Origin of the sequence: Thermosipho melanesiensis BI429 (assembly GCF_000016905.1) — a bacterium.
Classification (GTDB): domain Bacteria; phylum Thermotogota; class Thermotogae; order Thermotogales; family Fervidobacteriaceae; genus Thermosipho; species Thermosipho melanesiensis.
The window spans coordinates 980,784-996,298 of the sequence record NC_009616.1 but is presented as its reverse complement, the minus strand read 5'-3'; the positions used below and the strand labels follow the sequence as shown (position 1 = coordinate 996,298).

24 protein-coding genes and 2 tRNA genes are annotated in these 15,515 nt (G+C 35.8%); 2 read left to right on the top strand and 24 right to left on the bottom strand.

Annotated features, from left to right (window positions below; all coding sequences use genetic code 11):
- Window positions 1-9 precede the first annotated feature (9 nt).
- The 24 genes from rplR to TMEL_RS04940 all read right to left on the bottom strand — a co-directional run bounded on the left by rplR (window position 10) and on the right by TMEL_RS04940 (window position 12,592).
- Window positions 10-378, bottom strand: a complete 369-nt coding sequence (gene rplR, locus TMEL_RS05055; RefSeq protein WP_012057191.1) for a 50S ribosomal protein L18 — start codon at window positions 376-378, stop codon at window positions 10-12.
- Window positions 379-393: 15 nt separating this feature from the next.
- Window positions 394-948, bottom strand: coding sequence for a 50S ribosomal protein L6 (rplF, locus tag TMEL_RS05050; protein WP_012057190.1), 555 nt, complete (start codon window positions 946-948; stop codon window positions 394-396).
- A gap of 13 nt (window positions 949-961) precedes the next feature.
- A complete protein-coding gene (gene rpsH / locus TMEL_RS05045; protein ID WP_012057189.1) occupies window positions 962-1,366 on the bottom strand; it encodes a 30S ribosomal protein S8 in 405 nt (134 codons plus the stop codon).
- A 15-nt stretch (window positions 1,367-1,381) separates the two neighbouring features.
- Window positions 1,382-1,567, bottom strand: a complete 186-nt coding sequence (locus TMEL_RS05040) for a type Z 30S ribosomal protein S14 (RefSeq protein WP_012057188.1) — start codon at window positions 1,565-1,567, stop codon at window positions 1,382-1,384.
- Window positions 1,568-1,579: 12 nt separating this feature from the next.
- On the bottom strand, window positions 1,580-2,128 hold the full coding sequence (gene rplE, locus TMEL_RS05035; protein ID WP_012057187.1) for a 50S ribosomal protein L5: 549 nt from the start codon (window positions 2,126-2,128) through the stop codon (window positions 1,580-1,582).
- 13 nt (window positions 2,129-2,141) lie between these two features.
- Entirely contained in the window at window positions 2,142-2,462 is a 321-nt protein-coding gene (gene rplX / locus TMEL_RS05030) for a 50S ribosomal protein L24 (RefSeq protein ID WP_012057186.1), read from the bottom strand.
- 13 nt (window positions 2,463-2,475) lie between these two features.
- Complete coding sequence (gene rplN, locus TMEL_RS05025; protein ID WP_012057185.1) at window positions 2,476-2,844, bottom strand: 50S ribosomal protein L14; 369 nt, start codon at window positions 2,842-2,844, stop codon at window positions 2,476-2,478.
- Window positions 2,834-3,133, bottom strand: a complete 300-nt coding sequence (gene rpsQ / locus TMEL_RS05020; RefSeq protein WP_012057184.1) for a 30S ribosomal protein S17 — start codon at window positions 3,131-3,133, stop codon at window positions 2,834-2,836. The genes rplN and rpsQ overlap by 11 nt, the downstream gene beginning before the upstream one ends.
- A 5-nt stretch (window positions 3,134-3,138) precedes the next feature.
- Complete coding sequence (rpmC, locus tag TMEL_RS05015) at window positions 3,139-3,339, bottom strand: 50S ribosomal protein L29 (protein WP_012057183.1); 201 nt, start codon at window positions 3,337-3,339, stop codon at window positions 3,139-3,141.
- Window positions 3,336-3,764: a 50S ribosomal protein L16 gene (gene rplP, locus TMEL_RS05010; RefSeq protein WP_012057182.1), complete on the bottom strand. Its 429-nt coding sequence runs from the start codon at window positions 3,762-3,764 to the stop codon at window positions 3,336-3,338. The genes rpmC and rplP overlap by 4 nt, the downstream gene beginning before the upstream one ends.
- A 22-nt stretch (window positions 3,765-3,786) precedes the next feature.
- Window positions 3,787-4,416 (bottom strand): 30S ribosomal protein S3, encoded by a 630-nt coding sequence (gene rpsC, locus TMEL_RS05005; RefSeq protein WP_012057181.1) that lies wholly within the window; start codon window positions 4,414-4,416, stop codon window positions 3,787-3,789.
- Between the two features lie 17 nt (window positions 4,417-4,433).
- Window positions 4,434-4,883 carry a 50S ribosomal protein L22 gene (gene rplV / locus TMEL_RS05000; protein ID WP_012057180.1) on the bottom strand — a complete coding sequence of 150 codons (450 nt, stop codon included), beginning with the start codon at window positions 4,881-4,883 and terminating at the stop codon, window positions 4,434-4,436.
- Between the two features lie 14 nt (window positions 4,884-4,897).
- Complete coding sequence (gene rpsS, locus TMEL_RS04995; RefSeq protein WP_012057179.1) at window positions 4,898-5,185, bottom strand: 30S ribosomal protein S19; 288 nt, start codon at window positions 5,183-5,185, stop codon at window positions 4,898-4,900.
- Between the two features lie 15 nt (window positions 5,186-5,200).
- Window positions 5,201-6,025, bottom strand: a complete 825-nt coding sequence (gene rplB, locus TMEL_RS04990; RefSeq protein WP_012057178.1) for a 50S ribosomal protein L2 — start codon at window positions 6,023-6,025, stop codon at window positions 5,201-5,203.
- Between the two features lie 15 nt (window positions 6,026-6,040).
- On the bottom strand, window positions 6,041-6,346 hold the full coding sequence (gene rplW, locus TMEL_RS04985; RefSeq protein ID WP_012057177.1) for a 50S ribosomal protein L23: 306 nt from the start codon (window positions 6,344-6,346) through the stop codon (window positions 6,041-6,043).
- Window positions 6,346-7,011, bottom strand: coding sequence for a 50S ribosomal protein L4 (gene rplD, locus TMEL_RS04980; protein WP_012057176.1), 666 nt, complete (start codon window positions 7,009-7,011; stop codon window positions 6,346-6,348). The genes rplW and rplD overlap by 1 nt, the downstream gene beginning before the upstream one ends.
- A gap of 37 nt (window positions 7,012-7,048) precedes the next feature.
- Complete coding sequence (gene rplC, locus TMEL_RS04975; protein ID WP_012057175.1) at window positions 7,049-7,666, bottom strand: 50S ribosomal protein L3; 618 nt, start codon at window positions 7,664-7,666, stop codon at window positions 7,049-7,051.
- 22 nt (window positions 7,667-7,688) lie between these two features.
- The gene (rpsJ, locus tag TMEL_RS04970) at window positions 7,689-7,997 is read right to left on the bottom strand and encodes a 30S ribosomal protein S10 (RefSeq protein WP_012057174.1); all 309 of its coding nucleotides are present in this window, start codon (window positions 7,995-7,997) and stop codon (window positions 7,689-7,691) included.
- Window positions 7,998-8,059: 62 nt separating this feature from the next.
- Window positions 8,060-9,262 carry an elongation factor Tu gene (tuf, locus tag TMEL_RS04965; protein WP_012057173.1) on the bottom strand — a complete coding sequence of 401 codons (1,203 nt, stop codon included), beginning with the start codon at window positions 9,260-9,262 and terminating at the stop codon, window positions 8,060-8,062.
- Between the two features lie 34 nt (window positions 9,263-9,296).
- The gene (gene fusA / locus TMEL_RS04960; protein WP_012057172.1) at window positions 9,297-11,372 is read right to left on the bottom strand and encodes an elongation factor G; all 2,076 of its coding nucleotides are present in this window, start codon (window positions 11,370-11,372) and stop codon (window positions 9,297-9,299) included.
- Between the two features lie 13 nt (window positions 11,373-11,385).
- Complete coding sequence (rpsG, locus tag TMEL_RS04955) at window positions 11,386-11,853, bottom strand: 30S ribosomal protein S7 (protein WP_012057171.1); 468 nt, start codon at window positions 11,851-11,853, stop codon at window positions 11,386-11,388.
- An 18-nt stretch (window positions 11,854-11,871) separates the two neighbouring features.
- Window positions 11,872-12,246, bottom strand: a complete 375-nt coding sequence (rpsL, locus tag TMEL_RS04950; RefSeq protein WP_012057170.1) for a 30S ribosomal protein S12 — start codon at window positions 12,244-12,246, stop codon at window positions 11,872-11,874.
- A gap of 182 nt (window positions 12,247-12,428) precedes the next feature.
- Window positions 12,429-12,503 (bottom strand) — tRNA-Gln (locus TMEL_RS04945).
- 14 nt (window positions 12,504-12,517) lie between these two features.
- Window positions 12,518-12,592, bottom strand: a tRNA-Val gene (locus TMEL_RS04940).
- A 121-nt stretch (window positions 12,593-12,713) separates the two neighbouring features.
- On the opposite strand from TMEL_RS04940, the gene gatA reads away from it, so the two are divergent.
- Complete coding sequence (gene gatA / locus TMEL_RS04935) at window positions 12,714-14,087, top strand: Asp-tRNA(Asn)/Glu-tRNA(Gln) amidotransferase subunit GatA (protein WP_012057169.1); 1,374 nt, start codon at window positions 12,714-12,716, stop codon at window positions 14,085-14,087.
- Window positions 14,084-15,514 (top strand): Asp-tRNA(Asn)/Glu-tRNA(Gln) amidotransferase subunit GatB, encoded by a 1,431-nt coding sequence (gene gatB, locus TMEL_RS04930; protein ID WP_012057168.1) that lies wholly within the window; start codon window positions 14,084-14,086, stop codon window positions 15,512-15,514. The genes gatA and gatB overlap by 4 nt, the downstream gene beginning before the upstream one ends.
- Window position 15,515: the final 1 nt, after the last annotated feature.

The window sequence follows — 15,515 nt, the reverse complement described above, 5'->3', positions numbered from 1 at the left end:
GCACCTCCCTTAAAATTCCAAGCCTGCTTCTCTAGCACCTTCAGCAAGTTCTGCAACTCTTCCGTGGTATCTATATCCGCCTCTATCAAATACTACTTTTTTTATACCTTTTTCAATTGCCCTTTTACCAATTAGTTTACCAACTTCACGTGCTGCTTCTTTGTTCCAAGTTTTCTTTAAGGTTTCCCTTAATTCTTTATCCAATGTGGAAGCTGCTACTAAAGTATGTCCTTTATCATCGTCAATTATTTGTGCATATATATGTTTTTCACTTTTATATACACACAATCTTGGCCTTTCGACTGTCCCATATATTTTCTTTCTTATGCTCAAGTGCCTCTTTTTCCTTCTCCAATTCCTGTTCTCCTTTTTTATCATCTCAGTGTACCCCCTTTATGCTTTCTTTCCTTCTTTCAACCTTACCACTTCTCCTACGTATCTGATTCCTTTTCCGGAATATACATTTGGTTCTCTCCATCTTCTAATATCTGCCGCTACTTGCCCTACTCTCTGCTTATCTATACCGCTTACAACTATTCTATTTGGGCTAGGTACTTCTACAGCAACATCAGATGGAATTTCCATTTCAACTGGATGAGCATATCCAAGATTCATTACCAATTTCTTTCCTTGTAACTGTGCTCTATAACCTATACCAATTATTTCTAACTCTTTCCTAAATCCTTGTGTAACACCGATAATCATATTATTAAAAAGTCTCCAATATGTTCCTGTAAACATTTTCATCTTTTTTAGATCTGATTTCCTCTTCATAAACTCCAAATTTGGTTTCACATAAATTTCATTTTCATTGACTTCAATCTTGATATATGGGAGAAACTCTTGGCTTAATTCTCCTTTTGGTCCTTTTACTTTAAACACATTATTCTCAACTTTCACTTCTACTCCATTTGGTATAACAATAGGTTTATTTGCAATACGGGACATTGAGTACACCTCCTTACCAAATATAGGCGATTACTTCTCCGCCAACTCCAATTTCTCTTGCTTGCTTATCCGTTATAACTCCCTTAGAAGTAGTCAAAATAGCTATTCCTAAACCATTTTTTACCTTTGGAAGGTGTTCTTTGTCAACATATATTCTTCTTCCTGGTTTTGAAATTCTAACAATTCCATGAATTACCCTTTCCCTATTTCTTCTTGTACCTTTGTACTTCATTTGAATTCTTATAATTCCTTGCTTTCCATCTTCAATATATGTATAATCCTTTATAAATCCTTCTCTTTTCAATATTTCTGCTATTTCCTTCTTTAAATTAGATGCCGGAATATCTACTTGATCTTTAAATACAACATTTGCATTTCTTATTCGAGTGAGCATGTCAGCTATTGGATCACTCCACATTGTATTCCCCTCCTTTTACCATGTTGCCTTCCTAACTCCCGGGAGTTTTCCCTCGTTGGCCATTTTTCTGAAACAAACTCTACATACACCAAATTCTCTATAAACAGAGTGAGTTCGTCCACATATCTTACATCTTGTATACTCCCTTGTTTTAAATTTTTTAGGCTTTTTCCATCTTTCCACAAGACCTTTTCTTGCCATATTTAAACCTCCTTATTGTCTTTTAAAGGGAAATCCAAAGAGCTCAAGTAATTTTCTAGCTTCTTCATCTGTCTTCGCCGTTGTAACAATAACTATGTCCATACCTTGAACTCTTCTTACTTGATCTGGAGAAATTTCTGGAAAGACCAATTGTTCCGTTAAACCAAATGAATAATTTCCCCTACCATCAAATCCATTTGGATTTAATCCTCTAAAGTCCCTTACCTTTGGTAATACTAAGTTAATGAGTTTATATAAGAAATTATACATTCTCAATCCTCTCAATGTAACTTTTAAACCTATCGGCATACCTTTTCTAATTTTGAAGTTAGAAATACTCTTCTTTGCCCTTGTTACCACAGGTTTTTGTCCTGCAATTAAAGCCAACTCTTTTGCGTGAATATCTATAACATCTTTATTTCTAGAACCTTCACCAATTCCCATATTAATAACTATCTTTTCCAATCTGGGCACCTGATGAATATTTTTATACCCAAATTCTTTCATCATTGCATTTCTTATTTCTTTTTCATACTTCTCTTTCAATGGTATGTACTGCATGCTCTATGCCTCCTTACTTATCTATGACTTCTCCGCACTTCTTACAGTACCTTACTTTTCTTCCATCATCTAAAAATCTAAATCCAACCCTTGTGGCTTGACCGCAGCTTGGACACACTAATGCCACCTTACAAACATAAATAGGCGCTTCCTTTTCAATAATTCCACCTTGCCTCATTTGAGCATTAGGTCTTTGATGCCTTTTTACTATATTTACTCCTCTAACTACGACTTTATCTTCTTTTGGTATAACTGTAACTACTTCTCCCGTCTTCCCTTTATCTTTTCCAGATAATACCTTAACTGTATCGCCTTTCTTTATTTTCCTTGCCACTGCACATCACCCCTTAAAATACTTCCGGCGCTAAGGAGACTATTTTCATAAACCCTTTTTCTCTTAACTCTTTAGCAACTGGACCAAATACACGTGTCCCCTTAGGCTCGTTATATTTATCAAGTACAACAGCAGCATTATCATCAAAACGAATGTATGAACCATCCGGTCTTCTAATTTCTTTCTTCGTTCTAACAATAACTGCTTTAACTACATCACCTTTCTTCAAGTCACCATTTGGAACCGCATCTCTTACACTACATACAACAATATCTCCTACTGTTCCCCATTTTCTCCTTGAACCACCCATTACTCTTATCACTCTTAAAAGTTTTGCACCTGAATTGTCTGCCACGTTGAGGTAGCTTTCATTAATTATCATTATTACTACCTCCTTCCAAATCTTCTTCTGGAGCTTTTTCCGCAAAAACAGATCTTTCCACGATTCTTTCAACTTTCCATCTCTTAAGTTTGCTTAATGGTCTTGATTCAACGATTTCAACAATATCCCCTACTCTACACTCGTTATTCTCATCATGAGCATAGTATTTTTTTGTTCTTTTTATATATTTACCCACTCTCGGGTGTTTTACCAACGTACTTACAGCAACTACAACTGTTTTATCCATCTTATCGCTTAAAACTTCTCCAATAAGCCTTTTTTTTGGCATGTCGATTACCTCCTTACACCCAATTCTCTTTCTCTGAGAATTGTTTTGATTCTTGCTATGTCTTTTTTCGTCTTCGAAATTTGACTATGATCGTTCAATTGCCCTAGAACATTTTGAAATCTCAGATTCATGAGTGTTCTTTTCTTTTCTTCTAATAAGTTCATCAATTCTTCATTTGTAAGATTTCTAAGTTCAGCAGCCTTCATACTGCTTCACCACCTATCTCATGTCTTTTTACAATTTTTGTTCTTATTGGAAGCTTTGTCGCAGCATATTCCAATGCCTCTCTGGCTAGTTCTTCACTTACTCCTCCTATTTCGAACATCACTCTTCCTGGTTTTACAACTGCTACCCAACCTTCAACGTTACCTTTACCTTTTCCTAGCTTACTCTCTGCCGGGTGTTTTGTATATGACTTATCTGGAAAAATTCTAATCCAAAGTTTTCCAGATTTTTTCAAAGTTCTTGTAATTGCAATTCTACATGCCTCAATTTGTTGTGCTGTAATCCAATGTGCTTCTAAAGCCTTCAAACCGTAATCTCCAAATGCAACCAAGGAACCACCTTTCGCTTTACCCTTCATTCTTCCTCTATGTTGTTTTCTATACTTTACTCTTTTTGGCATTAACATGTCGTACTACCTCCTTTAGACGTCAGATATCGGCGTCGCCTTTATAAACCCATACCTTTATACCAATTGTACCGTATTTCGTTTCTGCTCTTGCTGTACCGTAATCTATAATCGATCTAATTGTCTGTAATGGTAATCTACCCTTTAAATACCATTCCGTTCTCGCTATTTCCGCACCAGCTAATCTACCAGATACCATTATTTTTATACCTTTTGCTCCTTTTTTCATTGCATTGAAAATTGCCCTTTTCATAACAACCTTGTAAGATGCACGTTTCTCTATCCTGTTTGCAACATTTTCGGCAATCAATTGCGCATCAACCTCAGGAGTTTTTATTTCTTCAACATTCACAATAAATCTTCTGTTAAATTTTTCTTCCAAATCTTTTCTTAAAGCTGTTATTTCTGCACCTTTCTTACCTATTATTATTCCAGGTCTTGCTGTTTTAACAATAGCAACTACTCTTTCCGAATCTGGTCTTTCAATTACTATCTCGCTAATACCAGCCTGTGCGTATTTTGATTTTATTACTTTTCTTATTTCTTCATCTTCAAGCAAGTATTCCTTATAATTCTTTTCGTTGAACCACTTTGCTTGCCAATCAGTTGTTATCCCGAGCCTAAAGCCACGTGGATGAACTTTTTGACCCACCTTACCACCTCACCTTTCTATTTCTTTTCCTCATTTGCAGCCTTCTCGGCTTCTCTATCCCTAACTATAACTGTTATGTGCGACATCCTTTTTTGGATAATATCAGCACTTCCTCTGCCCCTTGGCCAAAGCCTCTTCATTCTTGGACCATCGTTTACATAACAGGTATACACATATAGATTTTCTTCGTTTAATCCATGATTATTAACTGCATTCGCCACTGCTGATTTTAACACATTTTTTATGATTCGTGCAGCCTTTTTAGGTGAAAATTCAAGAATTGTAAACGCTTCTGAAACATTTTTACCTCTTATAGAATTTGCAACACTTCTTGCTTTTCTTGGAGAAATTCTTATATACTTTGCCACTGCTCTTGCTTCATAAATGGGCATTGATGCTAATTTTTCTTTTCTTTCCCTATGAAACTTGGAACGTTTCATTCCATTTCTCTTTATGAGAACTTGCATTGTTTCCACCCTCCTCACTTTTTAACCTGACCCTTGCTTGCCGACTTATCTGCGTGTCCTCCAAATCTTCTAGTAAAGGAAAATTCTCCTAACCTATGTCCTACCATATTTTCTGTAATGTAAACAGGAATGTGTTTTAAACCATTGTAAACCGCAATTGTATGGCCTACCATTTCCGGAACTATCATACTCGCCCTACTCCATGTCTTAATGATTTTCTTTTCTCCTGCTTCATTCAACTGTTTTATTTTTTTTAATAATTTGGGATCTACAAAAGGTCCCTTTTTCGTGGACCTACCCATTATTGCACCTCCTCATTAACCATTTCTTCTTCTAACAATCAATTTATCTGAAGCTTTTTTTCCTCTTCTAGTTTTATAACCCTTTGCCAATTGACCCCATGGACTTTGTGGATGGTGCCCTTTTCCTCTGCCTTCACCACCGCCATGTGGGTGATCAACTGGGTTCATAGCAACACCTCTAACATGAGGTTTTCTTCCTTTCCATCTTACCCTACCAGCTTTACCATCAACTTCGTTTTTGTGATCCTCATTGCCTACAACACCAATGGTTGCATAACACTTTACAGGTACTTTTCTTAATTCACCAGATGGCATTCTCAATAACGCATATTTTCCTTCTTTCGCCATAAGCTGGCAAGAAGTACCCGCAGACCTCGCTATTTGTCCACCTTTTCCAGGAATATATTCTACGTTATGAATAACTGTACCTACAGGAATATTTTCTAATGGTAACGCATTTCCCGGCTTTATTTCTGCATCAGGTCCATTCATTACCATATCTCCAACATTCAAATCCTGCGGTGCAAGAATATATCTTTTTTCACCATCGGCGTACACAAGTAAAGCTATTCTGGCAGTCCTATTCGGATCATACTCTATAGATACAACTTTCGCTGGTATACCAACTTTATCCCTTTTAAAATCAATTATCCTATATTTTCTTTTATGTCCTCCACCTCTAAACCTTACTGTAACTCTACCATAACTATTCCTACCACCCGTTTTCTTAAGTGGTGCAATTAAAGATTTTTCTGGTTCTTTCTTCGTTATTTCAGAAAAATCCGGTATTATCATCTGTCTTCTAGCAGGGCTTGTTGGTTTAAATCTTTTAAGACCCATCAGTTTTCACCCCTTTTAATGTTCTCCTTCTAATTCTTTAATCGTATAACCTTCTTTAAGTGTTACTATAGCTTTTTTCCAAGATTTTGTATATCCTTGTCTTGCCATTGCCCCTCTTCTTAAATCTCTTTTTGGCTTTGGTTTTACATTAATTACATTAACTTTTTCCACTTTAACGTTAAATAATTTTTCTATTGCTTCCTTTATTTGTGGTTTATTAGCATCTTTTGCAACTTCAAAAACATATTTTCTATCTTCTCTTGCATAATAGGCTTTTTCACTTATAATTGGTCTTATAATAATATCTGCGTGGTTTTTCATTATCCGAGCACCTCCTCAATCTTCTGGACGGTACCCTGGAGGAGCACAAGTTTATCATGGTTTAAAATATCGTAAACGTTTAAACCATCAATATTTACTCTATCTACTCCTGGATTATCGGCAATCAAAACTTTTACACCAGGAATATTTCGTCCAGAAATTTTTACATTCTCATACTCACTTTCTTTTTTTGGAAGTACTATTAAAACTTTTTGATTTTCAAGTCCCAAGTTTTTCAAAACTTCCCTCAAGTCTTTTGTTCTTGGCTTTTCAAATTTAATATCGTCAACCACCACTAAGTTATTCTCTTTTAATCTTAAAGACAATGCAGATTTTAAAGCAAGTCTCTTCATTTTTTTGTTTAATCTTTTAAAATATACCCTTGGTTTCGGACCATGAGCAACTCCACCATGTCTCCAATGAGGAGCTCTAATTGAACCTTGCCTTGCTCTTCCTGTGTGCTTTTGAATCCAAGGTTTTCTTCCACCACCAGAAACTTCTCCACGTGTCTTTGTGGATGCAGTTCCTGCTCTTGAATTTGTAAGTTGCATGTCGATATAACGCCACATGACATCTTGATTTGGCTCAATTGCAAAAACTTCCTCTTTTAATTCAACTGTTCCGATGTTTTCACCTTTAATATTGAATAAATCAACTTTTGCCATCCCCAATGCCTCCTTTTTTCATTTTCGAGGCTTGCTCTTATCCCCTTTTTGCGCTTTTAATGAGGACAAGGCCGCCTCTCGCTCCTGGGACGCCACCTTTAACCGCTATTAAATTATTTTCAACATCTATTTTAACAATTTCTGAGTTTAAAATTGTTACACGTTCGTTACCGTATTGTCCCGGCATCTTTTTACCTTTGAAAATTCTTGCAGGTTCTGAATGTTGACCAACCGAACCTAATTCTCTATGGAATTTCGCACCATGAGACTTTGGCCCGCCTCTAAATCCCCATCTTTTCATTGCACCGGCAAATCCTCTACCTTTGGACCATCCTGTAATATCTATCTTATCACCTTCTGAAAAAATATCAACCTTTATTTCTTGGCCTACTTCAAATTTGTCTGGATCTTCTACTCTAAATTCTTTTAAAACCTTTAAAGGGTTTACTCCTGCCTTTTTAAAAACACCTTCCATAGGCTTATTTACCTTTTTTGCCTCTTCAAAACCTAATTGTACTGCATTATATCCATCTGTTTCAATTGTCTTTTTTTGTACTACAAAGCATGGCCCAGCTTTTATAACTGTAACAGGAACAACCTTATCTCCTACAAAAACTCGCGTCATCCCTAATTTTCTTCCAATTATCATTTTCATGACTAGCACCTCCAAGTTTGAATCACAAGTTGATTTCAACGTCAACTCCAGCAGGAAGATTTATTTTCATAAGCGCATCAATAGTCTTTGGTGATGGTTCCAAAATATCTATCATTCTCTTGTGTACTCTTTTTTCAAATTGTTCTCTTGAATCTTTATGTTTTAATGGTGACCTTAACACAACGTATAACGTTCTTTCAGTTGGCAATGGTACTGGCCCGGATACCTTTGCATTTGTTTGTTTTACTACTTCAACAATTTTCTTTGCAGATTCATCTAATAATTTATGATCATATGCCTTCAACCTTATTCTTATCTTCTGTCCTGGCATTTTGTTCCCTCCCTTTTTATTTCAGGAAGAAAGGGGGTTACCCCCCTCTCCAAAATTTATAATTACTCTACAATTGCTGTTACGACACCTGCACCAACTGTTCTTCCACCTTCACGAATAGCAAATCTCATTCCTTCTTCAATAGCTACTGGGTAAATAAGCTTAATTGTCATTTCTACGTTATCTCCAGGCATAACCATTTCAACACCTGCTGGGAATTCTATCAATTCACCAGTAACATCTGCGGTTCTAATAAAGAATTGTGGTTTGTAACCTTTTTGGAATGGAGTATGTCTTCCTCCTTCTTCTTTCTTCAAAACGTAAACTTGTGCTTTGAATGTTGTATGTGGTGTTATAGAACCTGGTTTTGCAAGAACTTGACCTCTTTCTACTTCATCTTTGTCAATACCTCTTAACAAACAACCAACATTGTCACCTGCAAGACCTTCATCGAGAATCTTTCTAAACATTTCAACACTTGTTACAACTGTTTTATTTACTTCGTAGCTCATTCCAACAATTTCTACTTCATCACCTGGTCTAATTACACCACGTTCAATTCTTCCCGTAACAACCGTTCCCCTACCTGTGATGGAAAATACATCTTCAACTGGCATTAAGAATGGTTTATCTGTTTCCCTTTGTGGTTCTGGGAAGTATTCATCCATAGTATCAAGAAGTTCTTTAATTGGCGCATACGCCTCATCGTTAGGATCATTTGATGCTTCGACAGCCTTTAGTGCAGAACCTCTTATAACTGGTAAATCATCACCTGGGAATTCGTATTTATTGAGAAGCTCTCTTACTTCCATTTCAACAAGGTCGACTAATTCTTCATCGTCAACCATATCTGTTTTGTTAATGAAAACAATCATTGCAGGAACATTAACTTGTCTTGCAAGAAGAACGTGTTCTCTTGTTTGTGGCATTGGTCCATCCGTTGCTGCCACGACAAGAATTGCACCATCCATTTGTGCAGCACCAGTAATCATGTTTTTAATATAGTCTGCGTGACCTGGACAATCAATGTGTGCATAGTGTCTCTTCTCTGTTTCGTACTCAATGTGTGCAATGTTAATTGTAATTCCTCTCTCTTTTTCTTCTGGAGCTTTATCGATTTGTTCATATGGTGTATAGTCTGCTCTTCCAAACAATGATAAATACTTTGTAATTGCTGCAGTTAATGTTGTCTTACCATGGTCAATGTGTCCAATTGTACCAACATTAAGGTGTGGTTTACTTCTCACAAACTTTTCTTTTGCCATAATTTACCCTCCTTTATCCTTTGTGGATAACTTATTATTTAGAGATTATCCTTTCTGCTATCTTATCAGGCACCTTGGCATATTTTGCAAGTACCATGGTGTATGTTGCCCTACCTTGAGATTGTGATCTCAAATCTGTTGCATACCCAAACATTTCAGATAACGGTACTAATGCTTTTATTATTCTCAAATGACCTCTTGAGTCCAAAGATTCCACATGAGCACGCCTCGAATTAAGATCCGCTATAATGTTTCCCATATATTCCTCAGGTGTAGTAATCTCCACACTCATTACAGGTTCTAAAAGCACAGGTTGAGCTTTTTTTACTGCTTCTTTAAAAGCCATACTCGCAGCAATTTTAAATGCCATTTCAGATGAATCAACCTCGTGATAAGAACCATCAAGGAGTATAGCCTTTATACCAACCATTGGATATCCAGACAAATACCCACTTTGAGCTGCTTCTCTAACACCTTCTTCAACAGCTGGAATATATTCTTTTGGTATAACACCACCAACTATTCTATCTTCAAACTCAAATGTTTTACTCAAATCTATAGGTTCAAATCTCATAACAACATGTCCATATTGACCTCTTCCACCGCTTTGTCTAATATATTTTCCTTCTGCTTCAGCCGGAACTTGAATAGTCTCCCTGTATGCAACTTGTGGTTGCCCTACTCTTACATTTGTGTTAAATTCACGCTTTAATCTATCTACTATTATTTCAAGATGAAGTTCTCCCATTCCTGAAATAATAGTTTCTCCTGTTTCATTATCAACATATGCTCTAAAAGATGGATCTTCATCGCTTAAAAGTGTTAATGCTTTTGACAATTTGTCTTGATCTTTCTTTGTTTCAGGTTCAATAGCAATTGATATAACTGGTTCTGGAAATTCCATTTTTTCCAAAATAACGGGCCTTTTCTCATCGCATAATGTATCTCCTGTTTTTGTGTCTTTTAACCCAATTGCAGCAACAATATCTCCTGCCCTAACATATTCAACATCTTCTCTCTTATCTGCGTGCATAAATATAAGTCTTGAAATCCTTTCTTTTTTACCTTTTGTAGAATTATATACATAACTCCCCTTCTCAAGCCTTCCACTATAAACTCTAAAGAAAGTTAATTTTCCTACATAAGGATCTGCTTGGATTTTAAACGCAAGTGCTGTAAATGGTTCATTTTCATCAGGAAGAACTTCTATTTCCTCACCATCGCTATTCCATCCTTTTACAGGTGGCATATCAAGAGGTGATGGTAAATATTCTAAAACACCATCTAACAATGGTTGTACACCTCTATTCATCTTTGCAGAACCACAAAAAACAGGGGTAGCCTTGTTCTCAAGTGTAGCCTCCCTTAATGCCTTTTTAATTAATTCATTTGAAATTTCCTCGCCTTCCAAGTACATTTCCATTATTTCATCATCAAGTTCAGCTAACTTTTCGAGTAAATCCTCTCTCATTTCTTCCGCTTTTGCTAAATACTTTTCTGGTATTTCCTCGTAAACCATTTCTGTTCCCTCTACATCAAGCCATCTAATGGCTTTCATCTCTATTAAATCAATAACACCTTCGAAGGAATCTTCTGCTCCCATTGGCATTTGAACGGGAATAGGATTTGCTTTTAACTTTTTCTCCATGGACTTTACTGCCATATCAAAATCTGCACCGATTTTATCCATTTTATTCATAAAAGCGATACGTGGAACATTGTACTTATCTGCTTGTCTCCAAACAGTTTCAGATTGTGGTTCAACACCAGCTGCTGCGTCAAAAACAGCAATAGCACCATCCAAAACTCTTAAAGCTCTCTCCACCTCAATTGTAAAATCAACGTGTCCAGGTGTATCTATAATGTTTATACGATGGTCTTTCCACATACATGTAGTAGCTGCTGATACGATGGTAATACCTCTTTCTTTTTCCTGAACCATCCAGTCCATAGTTGCTGTACCATCGTCAACACTACCAATATTATGCTTTCTACCAGTATAGAAAAGAATCCTTTCGGTAGTAGTAGTTTTACCAGCATCTATATGTGCCATAATACCTATATTTCTTAATTTTTTCAAGTCAACATATATCGCTTGTATCTCCTTCATATTCTCCTCCTACTTACCATCTAAAATGTGCAAATGCCCTGTTAGCTTCGGCCATTCTGTGTACATCTTCTTTTTTCTTAATAGCAGTTCCTGTATTGTTAAACGCATTGACTAATTCCTCACCAAGTTTTTCTGCCATTGGTCTGCCTTTTTTTGCTCTTGCAGCTTCAACAATCCATCTTAACGCCAAAGAAGTTTTTCTTGGCTCTTGTACCTCAATTGGAACTTGATAAGTAGCCCCACCAACCCTCCTTGGTCTTACTTCTACAATTGGCCTAACATTCTCAATTGCTTGATGCAAAGCTTCTAAAGGAGCCTTTTTTGTCTTTTCCGCCAATATTTCCATCGCTTTGTATACAATTTTTTGTGCTATTGATTTCTTTCCATCCCACATAACTCTATTGATAAGTTTTGAAACCAAAACATCATTATAAATTGGATCAGGTGGAACTTTTCTAATTTCCGCTCTTCTTCTTCTCATCTATATTTCCCTCCCAATTTATTTCTTAGGTCTCTTTGTTCCATACTTACTTCTTGATTGTTTTCTATTTTCAACACCATCTGTGTCCAACGCTCCTCTTATTATTTTATACCTAATACCTGGTAAGTCCTTAACCCTTCCACCTCTAACCAATACAACAGAGTGTTCTTGCAAATTATGACCTATACCTGGAATATACGCAGTCACTTCTATCCCATTACTTAATCTTACCCTTGCAATTTTTCTCAAAGCTGAGTTTGGCTTTTTTGGAGTCATTGTTGAAACCCTAACACAAACTCCTCTCTTTTGTGGATGACCTTGCAACGCTGGAGATTTTGATTTTTCCTTTATTACTTTTCTACCATGCCTTACCAACTGATTAATTGTAGGCATCTAAACCCTCCCTTCAAAAACTCTAAATTTTTTTCGTTTCAGCCACGCCGCAATACATTTACAAAATTTATTATAAACTTTTATAGATAAATTATCATGAAAATTAAGTGAACATTTTGTTTCGTACACCTTCATGGCGTTTCGCAGCAGTCACTTAGAAAAAAAGAGGGCATCAAGCCCTCTGGCTGGGGCGGTAGGACTCGAACCTACACTGCTGGAGCCAAAGTCCAGTGTCCTGCCAGTTAGACGACGCCCCAACTAGAACAATAACTGGTGGGTGCGGCAGGGATTGAACCTGCGACCTCTTCCGCGTCAAGGAAGCGCTCTCCCACTGAGCTACGCACCCAGACCGAATTTTATTTTAACACACAAATTTATCTTGTCAAGACTTTAAAAAATTACCACACACAAAAACACCTTTATGATATAATAATTGTGAATTAATTTAGAAAAACGAGGTGATTTAATTGAACGAATTTAGAAAACTTACCATAAAAGATGTATTAAAACGCAAGGATGAAATTTACGTAAAAAAATCTCTAGAAACGATTAAACTCATTGATGATAAAATAAACTCTTTTATAACTATCAATGAAAATGCTAATGGCATTATTCCTATTGCCGTAAAAGATAACATCGTTACGAAAGGCCTAAAAACAACATGCGGGTCAAAACTTTTAGAAAATTTTGTCCCTTCTTTTGATGCAACTGTAGTAAAAAAGTTAAAGAAAAATAATTTTGCAATTGTTGGAAAAACAAATCTAGATGAGTTTGCAATGGGAACAGGCACGGAGTTTTCTGCATTCTTTGTCACAAAAAATCCCTGGGATAACGAAAGAGTTGCCGGGGGGAGTAGTGGGGGATCTGCGGCAGCTGTCGCTAGTGGAGAGGTAGTCGCTGCTCTCGGGAGTGATACGGGAGGTTCTATACGACAGCCTGCCGCATTTTGCGGTGTAGTTGGATTTAAACCAACCTATGGTTTAGTTTCAAGATATGGTCTTGTAGCATTTGCCTCTTCTTTAGACCAGATTGGTCCTATCACAAAATCATCAGGAGATGCCGCATACATTATGAATATAATTTCAGGCAAAGATGAAAACGACTCAACAACTGTTGAAAAGAATATAGACTTTGAAAGTTTATTAAACGAAAATTTCTCTAATATCTCTGTTGCTTACCCCGAAGAAGTTTTTGGTGAAGGTATAGAAGAAGGAATAAAAATAAAATTTGAAGAATTTATAAAATTCTTAGAAAAAAAGAGAATAAAAGTAGAAAAAATATCTTTTCCAGAATTAAAATATGTAGTTGCTACATACTATATAATAGCACCTGCTGAAGTAAGTTCAAATTTATCGCGTTTTGACGGTATTAGATATGGCAATAGAATAAAAAGCGAAGGACTTTTGGAAACTTATCTAAAAAGTAGGAAGCAACTTGGTGAAGAAGTAATAAGAAGAATTATGCTGGGAACATTTACTTTAAGTGCAGCATATTATGACGCATACTTTGAAAAAGCACAAAAAGTTCGAAGATTAATATCTAACACCATAAACAGTTTTCTCGAAAAATATGATTTCATAATTTCCCCAACTTCCCCAATCACCGCATTTAAAATTGGTGAAGTAAAAGACCCATTAGTGTATTATATGATGGACATTTTCACAATACCTGCAAATCTAGCAGGTCTTCCTGCGATAAGTATTCCATTTGGATTTTCAAACAATTTGCCAGTTGGAATGCAAATAATGGGTAAACGTTTTGATGATGCAAAGGTTTTGGGATTTGCAAACTTTATTGAAAAAGATGTACCAATTGTCTTTCCATGGGAGGCGAAAAAATGAGATTTAAACCTGTCATTGGATTAGAAATTCACGTCCAACTTAATACTAAAACAAAAGCTTTTTGTTCTTGTCCTGCTGATGTTTTTGAACTTGAACCAAATAACGCAATATGTCCTGTTTGTACTGGACAACCTGGTGCATTACCAGTCCCTTCAAAACAAATGTATGAATTTGGTATTTTGCTTGCAGCCGCCTTAAATTGTAAAATACATGAATTTACAAGATTTGATAGAAAAAACTATTTTTATCCAGACCTTCCAAAGGGATATCAGATTACTCAATATTTTTATCCTCTCGCCACAAATGGCTATTTGAAGCTTAATGGAAAAAAAATCAGAATAAATAGAATACATCTTGAAGAAGATGCAGGGAAACTTCTCCATTCATCAGAAACGATAACTCAAGCGGAAAGCACATTAGTTGATATGAACAGATGTGGTGTTCCACTTGCAGAAATTGTTACAGAACCAGATATAGAATCTCCTGAAGAAGCTAGGAAATTCTTGGAAAAACTAAGACAAATATTAAGATATTTAGGTGTAAGTACCGGAGACATGGAAAAAGGAGCATTAAGATGTGATGCTAATATTTCAGTAATAGATTTGGAAAATAATGTCCAAAGCAACAAAGTCGAAGTAAAAAATATGAACTCATTCAAATTCGTTGAAAAAGCATTGGAATATGAATTTAATAGAATTAAAAAGCACCTTAAAAAAGGAGAAAATGTTGTAAAAGAAACAAGAGGATGGGATTTGGCATCAAAAAAGACAATTTCTATGAGAAGCAAAGAAGAAGCAAATGATTACAGATATTTTCCTGAACCTGATATTCCACCAGTTGTTATTCCAAAAGAAGAAATTAATAAAATTATTGAAAAAATACCGGAATTACCCGATGAAAAAATAAATAGATTTAAAATACAATATGGACTGACAGACTATGAAGCTGGAATTTTAACCACTTCCATAAATCTTGCAAACTATTTCGAAGAATGTGTAAAAGAAACGAAAAATCCAAAAGAAACCTCAAATTGGTTTCTAACAGAACTTTTAAAATATATCTCGCCTGAAGAGGTTTTTGAAAATTTAAAGATAAAACCAAAACATTTTAAAGAATTGTTTGATTTGATCTCTAGCGGAAAAATAACAAGAAATATTGCAAAGGAAATATTCAAAGAAATATTTGAAACTGGTAAAAATCCGGAAGAAATAGTAAAAGAAAAGGGAATAGAAGTAATAGGTGATGAATCTTTAATAGAAGATATGTTAAAGAAAATAATGGCGGAAAATGAAGATAAAGTTAATGCATATAAAAACGGAAAGAAGGGATTATTGGGATTTTTTGTTGGACAAATAATGAAACAAACAAAGGGAAAAGCAGATGCAAAAAAGGCAAACGAGATTGCCAAAAGATTGTTAGGAGACTGAG

Excerpts from the sequence above, each read along its gene's own strand:
- rpsQ (WP_012057184.1), bottom strand. The coding sequence starts at position 3,133 with ATGCCAAAAAAAAGGCTTATTGGAGAAGTTTTAAGCGATAAGATGGAT.
- rpsJ (WP_012057174.1), bottom strand. The coding sequence starts at position 7,997 with ATGCCAGGACAGAAGATAAGAATAAGGTTGAAGGCATATGATCATAAA.
- rpsL (WP_012057170.1), bottom strand. The coding sequence starts at position 12,246 with ATGCCTACAATTAATCAGTTGGTAAGGCATGGTAGAAAAGTAATAAAG.
- tuf (WP_012057173.1), bottom strand. The coding sequence starts at position 9,262 with ATGGCAAAAGAAAAGTTTGTGAGAAGTAAACCACACCTTAATGTTGGT.
- rplE (WP_012057187.1), bottom strand. The coding sequence starts at position 2,128 with ATGCAGTACATACCATTGAAAGAGAAGTATGAAAAAGAAATAAGAAAT.
- rplC (WP_012057175.1), bottom strand. The coding sequence starts at position 7,666 with ATGAAAATGATAATTGGAAGAAAATTAGGGATGACGCGAGTTTTTGTA.
- gatB (WP_012057168.1), top strand. The coding sequence starts at position 14,084 with ATGAGATTTAAACCTGTCATTGGATTAGAAATTCACGTCCAACTTAAT.
- rplF (WP_012057190.1), bottom strand. The coding sequence starts at position 948 with ATGTCCCGTATTGCAAATAAACCTATTGTTATACCAAATGGAGTAGAA.
- rplB (WP_012057178.1), bottom strand. The coding sequence starts at position 6,025 with ATGGGTCTTAAAAGATTTAAACCAACAAGCCCTGCTAGAAGACAGATG.
- fusA (WP_012057172.1), bottom strand. The coding sequence starts at position 11,372 with ATGAAGGAGATACAAGCGATATATGTTGACTTGAAAAAATTAAGAAAT.
- rplD (WP_012057176.1), bottom strand. The coding sequence starts at position 7,011 with ATGGCAAAAGTTGATTTATTCAATATTAAAGGTGAAAACATCGGAACA.
- rpsG (WP_012057171.1), bottom strand. The coding sequence starts at position 11,853 with ATGAGAAGAAGAAGAGCGGAAATTAGAAAAGTTCCACCTGATCCAATT.
- rplV (WP_012057180.1), bottom strand. The coding sequence starts at position 4,883 with ATGCAAGTTCTCATAAAGAGAAATGGAATGAAACGTTCCAAGTTTCAT.
- rplN (WP_012057185.1), bottom strand. The coding sequence starts at position 2,844 with ATGATAATTAATGAAAGCTACCTCAACGTGGCAGACAATTCAGGTGCA.
- rplW (WP_012057177.1), bottom strand. The coding sequence starts at position 6,346 with ATGAAAAACCACGCAGATATTATTATAAGACCAATTATAAGTGAAAAA.
- rpmC (WP_012057183.1), bottom strand. The coding sequence starts at position 3,339 with ATGAAGGCTGCTGAACTTAGAAATCTTACAAATGAAGAATTGATGAAC.
- rplR (WP_012057191.1), bottom strand. The coding sequence starts at position 378 with ATGATAAAAAAGGAGAACAGGAATTGGAGAAGGAAAAAGAGGCACTTG.
- rplP (WP_012057182.1), bottom strand. The coding sequence starts at position 3,764 with ATGTTAATGCCAAAAAGAGTAAAGTATAGAAAACAACATAGAGGAAGA.
- rpsH (WP_012057189.1), bottom strand. The coding sequence starts at position 1,366 with ATGTGGAGTGATCCAATAGCTGACATGCTCACTCGAATAAGAAATGCA.
- rpsS (WP_012057179.1), bottom strand. The coding sequence starts at position 5,185 with ATGGGTAGGTCCACGAAAAAGGGACCTTTTGTAGATCCCAAATTATTA.
- TMEL_RS05040 (WP_012057188.1), bottom strand. The coding sequence starts at position 1,567 with ATGGCAAGAAAAGGTCTTGTGGAAAGATGGAAAAAGCCTAAAAAATTT.